Annotated in this window: 8 protein-coding genes; 1 reads left to right on the plus strand and 7 read right to left on the minus strand. The window is 65.0% G+C overall.

The window, feature by feature from the left end; all coding sequences use genetic code 11:
• Window positions 1-29 precede the first annotated feature (29 nt).
• The 4 genes from DH10_RS24490 to DH10_RS24505 form a co-directional block, all read right to left on the minus strand.
• Complete coding sequence (locus tag DH10_RS24490) at window positions 30-2,477, minus strand: GcvT family protein (protein ID WP_192255780.1); 2,448 nt, start codon at window positions 2,475-2,477, stop codon at window positions 30-32.
• Window positions 2,474-3,655 (minus strand): pyridoxal phosphate-dependent aminotransferase, encoded by a 1,182-nt coding sequence (locus DH10_RS24495; RefSeq protein WP_192255782.1) that lies wholly within the window; start codon window positions 3,653-3,655, stop codon window positions 2,474-2,476. Before DH10_RS24495 ends, DH10_RS24490 begins: the two co-directional genes overlap by 4 nt.
• Entirely contained in the window at window positions 3,655-6,108 is a 2,454-nt protein-coding gene (locus DH10_RS24500; RefSeq protein WP_192255784.1) for a GcvT family protein, read from the minus strand. Before DH10_RS24500 ends, DH10_RS24495 begins: the two co-directional genes overlap by 1 nt.
• 104 nt (window positions 6,109-6,212) lie before the next feature.
• Window positions 6,213-6,800, minus strand: a complete 588-nt coding sequence (locus DH10_RS24505; RefSeq protein ID WP_192255786.1) for a helix-turn-helix domain-containing protein — start codon at window positions 6,798-6,800, stop codon at window positions 6,213-6,215.
• 245 nt (window positions 6,801-7,045) lie between these two features.
• On the opposite strand from DH10_RS24505, the gene DH10_RS24510 reads away from it, so the two are divergent.
• The gene (locus DH10_RS24510) at window positions 7,046-7,750 is read left to right on the plus strand and encodes a nitroreductase (RefSeq protein WP_192255788.1); all 705 of its coding nucleotides are present in this window, start codon (window positions 7,046-7,048) and stop codon (window positions 7,748-7,750) included.
• Between the two features lie 31 nt (window positions 7,751-7,781).
• Here the strand turns inward: DH10_RS24510 and DH10_RS24515 are convergent, their stop codons facing one another.
• The 3 genes from DH10_RS24515 to DH10_RS24525 all read right to left on the minus strand — a co-directional run.
• Window positions 7,782-9,164, minus strand: coding sequence for an MFS transporter (locus DH10_RS24515; protein ID WP_246811636.1), 1,383 nt, complete (start codon window positions 9,162-9,164; stop codon window positions 7,782-7,784).
• Between the two features lie 233 nt (window positions 9,165-9,397).
• Window positions 9,398-9,985, minus strand: coding sequence for a sarcosine oxidase subunit gamma family protein (gene soxG, locus DH10_RS24520; RefSeq protein ID WP_192255792.1), 588 nt, complete (start codon window positions 9,983-9,985; stop codon window positions 9,398-9,400).
• Window positions 9,978-12,396 (minus strand): sarcosine oxidase subunit alpha family protein (locus DH10_RS24525; protein WP_192385445.1); only part of this gene is annotated, 2,419 nt, incomplete at its 5' end. The genes soxG and DH10_RS24525, both read right to left, overlap by 8 nt.

The raw sequence follows: 12,396 nt of genomic DNA on the forward strand, positions 1-12,396 counted from the left end.
CTCCCACAAGGGGGGAAGGGAAGATGGCGCTACATCCTCACCCGTTCCGCCTTCGGATCATACATCGGCTTCAACGACGCTTCCGCCGCGAAACGCTCACCCGCGATCTCGACCTCGTAGAACGAGGCCAGCACCTCCGCCTCGCTCTCGCCCTTGCAGGGCACATAGCCGAGGCCGATGGCGCCGCCGAGATGGTGGCCGTAGTTGCCCGAGGTGATCGGGCCGACGATCTTGCCGTCGCGCAGGATCGCTTCGTTGTGGAACAGCAGGGGTTGCGGATCCTTGAGGCGGAACTGCACCAGGCGGCGATTCAGCCCGGCTTCCTTCTTGCGCAACACGGCGTCGCGGCCGATGAAGTCGGCCTTGCCCGTCTTCACGGCAAAGCCGAGGCCGGCTTCCAGCACATTGTCCTCGTCGGTGATGTCGTGGCCGAAATGGCGGAAGGCCTTTTCGATGCGGCAGGAATCGAGCGTATGCAGGCCGCAGAGCTTCAGGCCGACACCGGCGCCGGCTTCAGTGATCGCCTCGAAGACATGGGCGGCCTGCTCGGTCGAGACATAAAACTCCCAGCCGAGCTCGCCGACATAGGTGACACGGTGGGCGCGGGCGAGGCCCATGCCGATCTCGATCTCCTGGAAGGTGCCGAACGGATTGGCTTCGTTGGAGAAGTCGTTTGGGCTGACCTTCTGGATCAGTTTTCGCGAGTCCGGACCCATCAGGCAGATGACGGCCTCGGCCGCAGTCACATCGGTGATGACGACGAACTCGTCGGCGACATGCCGCCTCAGCCAGGCGAGGTCGCGCTGCAAGGTGGCCCCCGGCACGACGAGGAAATAGGCCGTCTCCGTAAGCCGCGTCACGGTGAGGTCGCTCTCGATGCCGCCCTTGGCGTTGAGCATCTGCGTGTAGACGATTTTTCCCGGCGCCACGTCCATGTCGTTGGCGCAGAGCCGTTGCAGGAAACGCTGAGCGTCGCGGCCTTCGACGCGGATCTTGCCGAACGAGGTCATGTCGAACAGGCCGACGCCGTTGCGCACGGCCAGATGCTCCTCGCGCTGGTTGTCGAACCAGTTCTGCCGCTTCCAGGAATAGCGGTACTCGCGCTCCTGTCCTTCGCGGGCAAACCAGTTGGCGCGCTCCCATCCCGCCACCTCGCCGAAGACGGCGCCGCGCGCTTTCAGGTGCTCGTGCAGGGGCGAGCGGCGCACGCCGCGCGAGGTCGCCATCTGGCGGTAGGGGAAATGGTCGGCGTAGAGCAGGCCGAGCGTTTCGGACACGCGCTCCTTGAGATAACGGCGGTTCTTCTGGAAGGGCTGGGCGCGACGGATGTCGACCTCCCAGAGGTCGAAGGGCGCCTCGCCGTCGTTGATCCACTGCGCCAGCGCCATGCCAGCGCCGCCCGAGGAAACGATGCCGATCGAATTGTAGCCGGTCGCCATCCAGTAGCCGGAAAGTTCCGGCGCCTCGCCGAGATAATAGCGGTCGTCCGGCGTAAAACTCTCGGGACCGTTGAAGAAGGTGTGGATGCCGGCCGTGCCCAGCATAGGCATGCGGTTGACGCCCATTTCGAGGATCGGCTCGAAATGGTCCATGTCCTCGGGCAACTGGTCGAAGCAGAAATCCTCGCGGATGCCGTCCATGCCCCAAGGTTTCGCCACCGGCTCGAAGGCGCCGAGCATCATCTTGCCGGCGTCCTCCTTGTAGTAGGCGCATTCGTCCGGCACGCGCAGCACCGGCAGTCGGGAGAGGCCGGGGATCGGTTCGGTGACGAGATAGAAATGCTCGCAGGCATGCAGCGGGATGGTGACGCCGTTCTGGCGCCCGAGCTCGCGCGCCCACATGCCGGCGCAGTTGACCACGATATCGGTCTCTATCGTGCCTTGATCTTCACCCTGCGCCCAGGAGACGCCGGAGACGCCGCCATTCCTGGTGTGGACCTTGGTGACCTTCACGTTTTCTATGATGGTCGCACCCCGCTGGCGCGCGCCTTTGGCCAGCGCCATGGCGATGTTGGCCGGGTCGCACTGGCCGTCGAGCGGCAGGTGCACTGCGCCGACGACGTCGGAGACGTTGAGATGTGGATACATCTCTTTGACTTCGCTCGGCGAAATCTCGCGCACGTCGACATCGAAGGCGCGGGCGAGCGATGCCTGCCGGTAGATCTCGTGCTTGCGCTCCTCGGTCAGCGCGACGGTGATCGAGCCGACCTGGCGCATGCCGGTGCCGACGCTGGTCTCGGCCTCGAGCTTGACGTAGAGGTCGGCCGAGTATTTCGCCAGCCGCGTCATGTTCTGCGAGGCGCGCAGCTGGCCGATCAGGCCGGCCGCATGCCAGGTCGTGCCGCAAGTGAGCTGCTTGCGCTCCAAGAGCACGATGTCGGTCCAGCCGAGCTTGGCCAGATGATAGGCGACCGAGCAGCCGGAGACGCCGCCGCCGATGACGACGGCGCGGGCTTTGGTTGGAATCGCTTTGGTCATGCGGCCTCGCGGCGGTAGTTGGAGGCAAAACGGCGCACGCGAAGCGCTGCTTCCTGAAGCACGGCTTCGGGCTGGCAGAGGCTGATGCGGATATGGCCGGCGGCGGCTTCGCCGAAGCTCGAGCCGGGCATCACGCCGACCTTTTCCTTGTCGAGCAGCGCCCAGGCGAATTTCTCGTCGTCGGGCTCGACGGTGGAAATGTCGAGCATGACATACATTCCGCCTTCGGAGCCGCGCACGGTGAGTTCGTTCACGCCGCGTGTGGCATTGAGAAAGACCGTGCGGCGCGCGGCGTAGCGCTCGGCTATTTCCTTCACGCCGTAGTGGTTCTCCAGCGCTTCGGCGCAGGCGATCGAGATGAAGGCCGGCAGGCCGTAGGTTGTCACCAGGTTGAGGTCGGTCATCAGCGCGATCATCGCCTTCGGACCGGTCAGCCAGCCCATGCGCCAGCCGGTCATGCCGTGGCTTTTGGACATCGAATTGATGACCAGCGTGCGCTCTGCCATGCCTGGCAGCGAGCGGGGCGAGATGTGCTCGCCGCCGCCGAGCGTCCAGTAGACCTCGTCGGACAGCAGCCAGAGGTCATGTTCCTTGCAGATTTCGGCCAGCTGCTCGAGCCGTTCGCGGGAATAGACGGCACCCGTCGGATTGTTCGGCGTGTTGATCAGGATAGCGCGCGTGTTGGACCTGAGCGCCGCGCGGATACTATCGGCGCGCGGCTGGAAGCCGTCCTCGGCCGGCGTCTCGACGACGGTGAAGCTGGCGCCCGCGGCGCTGAAGGTGTTGGGATAGGTGGCGTAGTAAGGCGCGACGACGATGGCGTGATCGCCGGGATCGAGCACGCCCTGCACGGCGGCATAGAGCGCCGCCTGGCCGCCCGGCGTGGCGATGATCTCGTCCGGTTCGGTCAGGATGCCGGTGCAAGCGGTGGAAGCCGCCGCCATCGCCTTGCGCAAGCGGGGCAGGCCGGGCAGGGGCGTGTAATGGTGATTGCTGCCGCGAACGGCGTTGACGCAGGCTTCGATCGTTTCCGAAGGCGTGTCGAAGTCGTGGTCGCCGACCGACAGCATGATGATGTCCTCACCGGCCTGCTTGCGGGTCCAGGCGGCGAAATGGACTTCCCAGCCATCCTTGCCCGAAGGCACGATGCCGGTAATGCGCTTTGATGGTTTTGGCATCAGGCTCTCAACCTCTCATTCTTCGGATCCCACAGCGGCTCGTCCTTCTGCACCACCGCCTTGAAGCGGTCGCCGAAGATCTCGACCTCGATCGACGTGCCCGGTTCGGCGAGATCGGAGCGCAGCATGCCGAGCGCGATGGATTTGCCGACGCGATGGCCCCAGCCGCCGGACGTGGTCTCGCCGACGATCCTGCCGTCATGCCAGAGCGTCGACATATAGGGCGCATCGCAGTCGCCGGGGTTCTCGACGACCAGAGTGACGAAGCGCTTCTTCACGCCCTGCTGTTTTTCATTCAGAAGCGCCGCCTTGCCGCGAAAGTCGGGCTTGTCCCATTTGACGAAGCGCTCCAGCCCGCCCTGCAGGATCGAATAGTCGGTCGACAGATCGCCCTTCCAGGCGAGGTAGCCTTTTTCCAGCCGCAGCGAATCCAGCGCATACATGCCGAAAGGCTTCAGACCGTGCTTCTGGCCGGCAGCCCAGACGGCGTCGAAGACAGTCAAAGTGTCGGCAACCTTGGTGTGGATCTCCCAGCCGAGCTCGCCGGCGAAGGAGACGCGTACCAGTCTCGCCCAGCGCCCGGCGATGGTCGTCTCCTGATGCGTCAGCCAGGGCAGCGAGAGATCGGCGTCGCAGACCTCGGCAAGGATTTTTCGCGAGTTCGGACCGGCGAGGATCTGCGTTGAATATTCCTCGGTGCGATCGGTCAGCGTGAAGGCCGCATTTGCCGGCATGCGCGACTTCAGCCATTCGAAATCGTGCCACTGTGCCACCGCCGCCGTGATCAGCGTCATCTGGTCCTCGCCATGGCGCACCACCGACATTTCGGTGACGATGCGGCCCTTGTCGTCGGCGAAGTAGACGAGGCCGATGCGGCCGGGCTTCGGCACCAGGCCGGTGACCTGCAGCGCCAGCCATTCGGCGGCACCCGGACCCTCGAGGTTGAAGCGCGAGAAGCCGGGCAGGTCGAGGATGCCGGCGGCGTCGCGCACGGCCAGGCATTCCTCGCGCACGCGCTGCTGCCACGGTCCTTCACGTCGGAAGGTCAGCGTCGCTTCTTCCGAAATGTCGTCGCCGGGCTTCGCATACCAGGTGGCTCGCTCCCAGCCATTGTAGGCGTCGAACTGGCCGCCGAGCGCCTTGATGCGGTCGTGCAGCGGCGAATGCTTGCGGTCGCGTCCCGCCGGCCATGCATGGCGCGGGAACTGGATGGCGTATTCGTTGCCGTAGATCTCCATGCCCTTGGCGACGCAATAGTCCGGCGCTGATGCAAATGACGTGAAGCGGCGCGGATCGCAGGACCACATGTCCCATTCCGTCTGGCCCTCGGTCACCCACTCGGCCAGCACCTTGCCGGCGCCGCCACCCTGGGCGATGCCGAAGGTGAAGACGCAGGCCTCGAAGGCATTCGGCACGCCGGGCATCGGCCCGATCAGCGGATTGCCGTCCGGCGCGTAAGGGATCGGACCGTTGATAACCTTGGACAGGCCGGCGGTGCCGAGGATCGGCACGCGCGCGACGGCGTCGGCGAGGTAATGCTCCAGCCGGTCGAGGTCGTCGGCGAAGAGCTGGAAGGAAAAATCCTCCGGCATCGGATCGTTGTGGGTCGCCCAATGCGCGCGGCAATTGCGCTCATAGGGGCCGAGATTCATGCCGGTCTTTTCCTGGCGCAAGTAATAGGACGTGTCGACGTCGCGCAGCAGTGGCAGTTTCTTGCCCTGCTCCTTCGTCCAGGCGGCGAGCTCGGGGATCTCCTCGAACAAGATGTATTGATGGCTCATCACCATCATCGGCACTTCACGGCCGAACATGCGGCCCACCTCGGCGGCGCGGTAGCCGGCGGCGTTGATGACGATCTCGCAGCGAATCTCGCCCTGTGGCGTCGTGACGACCCATTCGCCGTTCTCGCGGCGAACACCGGTGACTGGGCAGAAGCGGATGATTTTCGCGCCCATGTCGCGCGCGCCCTTGGCGAGCGCCTGGGTCAGCTGCGCCGGGTCGATGTCGCCGTCGCTCGGATCGTAGAGCGCACCCTTGAGGTCATGCGTCTCGATGAAGGGATAGCGGCGCTTGATCTCGTCGAGACCGACGACGTCGATATCCATGCCCTGGTAGCGGCCCATGCCCTTGGCGCGCTGGAACTCCTGCATGCGTTCCTGGGTGTGAGCGAGTCTGAGCGAGCCGGTGACGTGATAGTTCATCGGATAGTCGACTGCTTCGGCGAGACCGCGATAGAGCTCGGTCGAGTAGCGCTGCATATTCATCAGCGACCATGACGAGGAGAAGGTCGGCACGTTGCCGGCGGCGTGCCAGGTCGAGCCGGAGGTCAGCTCGTTCTTCTCCAAGAGCACGCAGTCGGTCCAGCCTGCCTTGCAGAGGTGGTAGAGCGACGAGGCGCCGACGACACCGCCTCCGATGATCACCACGCGTGCCGTGGTCGGCAAACCGGCCATGTTCTCCTCCAAATCCAAGGCGCGTCATGACGCGCTTTTTCTTTTTGTTCATGCACACCGTTGTCCCCAAAACCGCTGCACACTTTTGGGCGGCATGCATTGGTTCAGTACACCGGCGGCGAAACCACCCAGATGACGACTGCCGGCTCGGCGCCAGGATTGCGCCAGCGAAACGGCTTGCCTTCGAAGCGGAACGAGTCGCCTTCGCCGAGGCGATGCCAGACGCCGCCGATCTCGATCTCGAAAGTGCCCGACGCGACGTAGCCGGCTTCCTCGGTCGGGCGGCGCGCCTCGGTCTTCAGCTCCGCGCCCGGCGCGAAGACCGAGCGCAGCATCTCGAAGCTACCGCCGAGGTCGGGCGACAGAAGCTCCTCCACGAGGCCCGATTCGCTTGTGCCAAGCGTGCGGCGGCTGCCCGCGCGCACGACCACGCCGCGCTCCTTTTCGACAGGCACGTCATGGCTGAAGAACAGGCTGAGCGGCACGCCGAAGAGTTCGGCGAAGGCCCTGAGGTCGCCGAGCGAAGGGACCGACAGGCCGCGCTCGACCTGGCTGACCCAGCCGACTGAGCGGCCGAGCCTGAGGGCGATCTCGGCCAGTGTCAGCCCGCGCGCCTTGCGCAGCGCACGGATGTCGCCGGCCAGCAGCCGCTCGCCATTGTCCTGCTCCGGTCTGACAGCGGTCGAGGTCAATCGTTTCTCTGAGGCTGGCGTGAAAAAATCTGAACAAATTTCATGAGATAGCAAGCTTATGAAAAAATCAAGTGGATTTTCACGAAGCGCAAGATTTGCTTGCGCGATTTTGGCGGTTGATGCAAAGGCTCGCCGACGAACGGCGAGTGGGGACGTCAGGTCGGGGACCAGTTAGTTATCAGTGTCTGCGGATGGTCGTTGCGGAAACCGGTTGCGGGTTCCGGCCATGCGTGAAGGGACGGCCCATGCTGGAGAAGAATAGCCGGAACGCGCTCGATGCGGCGATCGTCGACGAGGCGATCATTTCGCGCCGGTCCGTGCGCGCATTTTTGCCCGACATGGTCGACGATGAGACGATCCGCGCCATCCTGACGGTGGCGGCGCGGGCTCCGTCCGGCACCAATATGCAGCCCTGGCGGGTCTATGTGACCAAGGGCGAGGTGAAGCAGCGTATCAGCGACGCCATCCTCAATTCCGGCATTCGCGCCGAGAAAGCTGAATGGGACGAGTACCGCTACTACCCCGACCAATTCTTCGAGCCTTATCTCAGCCGGCGCCGCGCCAACGGGTTCGGTCTCTACGGCGCCATCGGCATCGGCCGGCGCGAGGTCGACAAGATGCGCGCGCAGCACGACCGCAACTTCATCTTCTTCGACGCGCCGGTCGGCATGATCTTCACGGTCGACCGGCGGCTGAACAAGGGATCGTGGATCGACTACGGCATGTTCCTGCAGAACATCATGGTCGCGGCGCGGGGCAGGGGGCTGCATACCTGTCCGCAGGCGGCCTTCGCGCCCTACCACCGGCAGATCCGCCCGGTGCTAGACATTCCCGACGAGGAGGTCGTCGTCTGCGGCATGGCGCTGGGCTACGAGGACAACTCCAAGCCCGAGAATGAATTCCGCACCGACCGCGCCCCGCTCGAAGACTGGGTGACGTTCGCGGAGTAGCGCCAGCGCGGACGGACCGCGGCCCGATTTGCTAATCCGTGCTCATATGCGCGCCATGGCCGCTGACATGCGCGCCGTCCTGCGGTGTCAGCCTGAGATAGGCGAGCAGCGCGCAAAGCGTGATCAAGCCTTCGACAATGAACAGGATGCGGTAGCCGTTGACGCTGGCCTGGCCGCCGCCGGCTAGCAGCGAGAGCATCGCCGCCGCCAGACCAACGCTGATCGCCACCGCCAGCTGCCAGAGGATGTAGTAGAGCGCGCTGAAGCGCGAGAGCTGCTCCGGCGCGATGTCCGAGTAAGCGAGATTGCCAGTCGAGGCCCACTGCACCGAACGGAAGAGGCCGAAGACGAAGATGTAGGCAAGCACGATCCAGGTAGGCATGCTTTCCTGCATCAAGGCAAAACCAGCGACCAGCAAGGCGGCTATCGGCGTATTGGTGATCAGAACGCGCTTGAAGCCGAAGCGGTTCAAGATGCGCGGCATGAAGAAGCGCATCAGCAGCGATCCGATCGCCGCGACGAAGGTCAGCGATCCGGCCTGCACGGCGCTCATGCCGAAGCCGAGCTGGAACATCAGCGGCAGCAGGAAGACAACGGAGCTCAGCCCGATCGTGTCGAGCCCGCCGCCGGTGAGAAAGCTGATGCGGAAGGTGCGAATGCGCAGCAAATTGAGATCGAGCAGCGGATTGCGGGCGCGCAAGCAATAGAAGGCGGCGACGGTGAGGATGGTGATTGCCAGGCCGAGCTCGGCGCCGATAATGCCGGCGGCGGCGTCCTTCGCGGCAAGCATATCCATGCCGAAGACGAGCAGCGCCATGCCGCTGCCGACGAGCAGGAAGCCCGGAAAGTCGAACGGCGTGCGGACCGGCTTCGTGGTCGAGGGAAACAGCGAGGCCGCGAGCAGCGCGGCCGTCAGCGCGATCGGGATGTTGATGTAGAAGATCCAGCGCCAGGAGACATAGGTGGTCAGCGCGCCGCCGACGAGCGGCCCGACCAGCGGCCCGGACTGGCCGGCGAGCGAGATGTACATGTTGATCCTGAGCGTGCGGTCGCGCGGAAAGCTCGACAGGATCACGACCTGGCCAAGGGTGCCCATCAGCGCGCCGCCGAAACCCTGCAGCGCGCGCGAGCCGACCAGCATCCAGATGTTTTCCGACATGCCGCAGAGCGCCGAGGCGCTGGCGAAGACCAGCAGCGCAAAGCAATAGACGTTGCGCAGGCCGAAGCGGTCGGCCAACCAGCCGCCGAGCGGCATCGTGACGATGAGGCTCGCGACATAGACGGTGATCAAAAGACCGAGCTGGCTCGGCGGGCGATCAAGGCTTTGGCCGATGCCGGGGAGCGCGGTCACCACGACATTCTGGTCGAGGCTGGTCATGAAGACGCCGCAGGCGACGGTCGCCGGCAGCAGCATCGATGGCTCACCCGCCGGGGCAAAGCGGGTCGTGGCTGTCGCCGAAATCTCTGCAGTCATGGAAGGGTATGGTCGAACTGGTTGCCTGACCGGACGCCTGCCCCGACAAGAGCCCGTGATTCCTTATCTATTGTCTTCGTTGGCACAAGGCTCAAGCAGCAGTTGTGGCCGTCGATAGTGCCAAGACCTGCTGCGCTAAATCCATTGGCCTGGCAGCACTTTTCCTGAAGTGCTTAGTGCACCTCGTAACCGACTTCCTCGCTGGCGTGGCACAAGGCCTTCCAGAACGAGCGCGCGAAGGAGCGGAAGACATAGATGTCGAACTGGTCGGCGCCACTGCGTTGGATCTGGGCAAAGACATCGTGATGGTTGGTCGAGCGGCCGGCACCGAGCGGGAAGGCCGGCAAGGCGAAGTCGATGGCGAAGAATTTCGCCAGCACCCACTCCGCCTTCGGCCCGGCGATGCGGATCGCAGTGCGGCCGTGCGAAAGGTCGGTGAGCGTGCCGATTGATGGCGTGATCACGCCCGTGAATGCGGAGGCCAAGCCCTTGGCTTCGTCGACCACGGTGAATTTGCCCGGCGCAAAGCCGAATGCCGACTTCCCGCCGTTGGTGACGCCGCCGCCGGCGCCATCCGGCAGGGCAAGGCCCGTCACCTTGTATATGCCGGACATCAGCCGCTTTTCCTCGCCCGGCCATGCGGCAAGCTGCAGGATCGAGCCCGGCCGCGTTTCGGACAGGATAACGTCCACGCCATGCTCGAAATTGCCGTGCGAGCCCGGGTGGTAAATCGGCTCAAGCGGTGATTGACGCTCAACCATGCATGCGGCTCCCGTCCGGATCGTAGAAGTGGTTGGGGACGATCTCGATCGGCCCGAACCGGTTGCGCAGCGGGTCGGAGACGAAGGCGCGCGTGCCGTGGCGCGCCTTGCCGCCCTTGACCAGGGCAAGTGCTATGTATTTGCCGAGCGCCGGCGAATAGCAGCAAGCGGTGATATGGCCGATCGAATCGTGCGGATTGGCTTCGTCCAGCTCCTCGACGATATGTCCGCCGCCGTTCAAGGCACGGTTGTCGAGGGCGATCAGGCCGACCAGTTCCAGCCGGTCCGGAGCGATCAGGCCTTCGCGATCCATCATGGCGGAACCGATGAAGGGCTTCTTCTTCGACAGCATCCAGTCGAGATGCAGGTCGCGCGCCGTGGTGCGGCCGTCGATCTCCGCGCCGGTGACGTGGCCCTTCTCGATGCGCATGGTCCCCAGCGCCTCGAGCCCGTAGGTGACCAGGCCGAATGGCTTGCCGGCCTCGATGAGAGCCTCCCACACCCGCGTTCCATAGCCGGCGCCGGAATAGACCTCGAACGCCATTTCGCCGGAGAAGGACAGACGGCAGATCATCACCGGCACGCCGGCGATCTCGCCATGGACGATGCCCATGAAGGGAAGCGTGGCGTTGTCGACGGCCGTGCCGGTCACGCAGGCGGCGAGGATCGCACGCGCCTTCGGGCCGCCGATCGCGGCGCCCGCCCATTCGTCGGTGACGGAGGTGACGGTTACCTTCAGCTCAGGCCAGATGACGTCGAGGAAATACTCCAGATGCTGCATCACCTTGCCGGCATTGGCGGTGGTGGTGGTCATCAGGAAGTCCTGCTCGCCGAGCCGCCAGGTGGTGCCGTCGTCGAAGGCAAGCCCATCCTCGCGCAGCATCAGGCCGTAGCGGGCCTTGCCGACGGCGAGCGTGGAAAACATGTTGGTGTAGACGCGGTCGAGGAACTCCGCCGCATCCGGCCCCTGAACGGCGATCTTGCCGAGTGTCGAGACATCGACGATGCCGGCACTCTCGCGCGTCGCCTTGGCCTCGCGCACATAGGCCTGCTCGACCGTCTCGCCGGGAAGGCCGTAGATCATGGGGCGGTACCAGAGACCTGCCGAATACATGGTCGCGCCATTGTCGATGTGCCAGTCATGCATCGGCGTCAGCCGCTCGGGCTTCAAATCGCCGAAGCGCTCGGCTGCCAGCGAGCCGATCGAGACCGCCGTATAGGGCGGGCGGAAGCGAGTCGTGCCGACTTCCGGGATCGGTTTGCCGAGCGCCTCGGCCATGATAGCGAGGCCAGGCACGTTCGAGTTCTTGCCCTGGTCGGTCGCCATGCCGAGCGTGGTGTAGCGCTTCAGATGCTCGACCGAGACGAAGCCCTCGCGATGCGCGAGCCGCACATCCTCGGCGGTCACGTCGTGCTGGAAATCGACGAAGCTCTTACCCTTGGCCTTGATCTCGAAGACCGGCGCCGGATCGGGATCGCCGGGGGTGGCCTCGACGATCGGGAGCAGCGCGGAGGACGTCGTTCCGCCGGCGGCCTGAAGGCCGGCGGCGCGGCCCTCGGCAATGGCTTCGGCGGTCGAGAAGCTGCCGGTGAAGGCGCCGCAGCCGATCCAGCGCTGCGTCGGCTGCGGCGGCAGGAAGGCCTGCCGGGCCGGGTCCCACTCAGCTTTCGCGCCGGCCTGGCTGGCGAGATGGATGGTTGGCGACCAGCCGCCCGACATAGCCAAGCAGTCGGCATGGATGCTGCGCTCGTCGCCACTGAGCGCGCCGCTCATCAGGTCGAACCGCTGCACCTTGAGACCGGTGAGCGCCTTGCCGCCTTCGGTCGCGACCACGGCATGGCCGGCAAGCAGCTCTGCTTCGGCCTCGCTCGCCAGCCTGCTCATCTCGTTCGACACGTCGCTGCGGACATCGACGATGGCGACGACTGCGGCGCCGGCCCGCTTCAGCGCAACGGCCGAGCGATAGGCGCTGTCGTTGTTGGTGAACAACGCGATCCGTTCGCCGGGCAGCACGCCATATTCATTGGCATAGCGCTCGGCCGCATGCGCCAGCATGACGCCCGGACGGTCGTTGCCGGGAAACACCAGCGGGCGCTCGAAGGAACCGGTGGCGAGAACCACCGTCTTGGCGCGGATTGCCCAATAACGCTGGCGCGGCTCGCCTTTGGCCGGCACTTCCTTGTGTTCGGTCACCCGTTCGAGCGCGGCAAGCGTGTTGCCGTCGTAGTAGCCCCATACCGTCGTGCGCGGCAGCAGGCGGACATTGTCATTGCCTTCGAGCTGGCCGACGATGCGCCCCGCCCAGTCGGCGCCCGGTGCGCCGTCAATCGTCTCGCCCGACCAGTTGGCCGAGCCGCCGAAGCGGGCTTCGAGGTCGGCCAGGATCACGCGGGCGCCCTGATCGGCCGCG

This window comes from Mesorhizobium silamurunense (assembly GCF_014843825.1).
GTDB lineage: Bacteria > Pseudomonadota > Alphaproteobacteria > Rhizobiales > Rhizobiaceae > Mesorhizobium > Mesorhizobium silamurunense.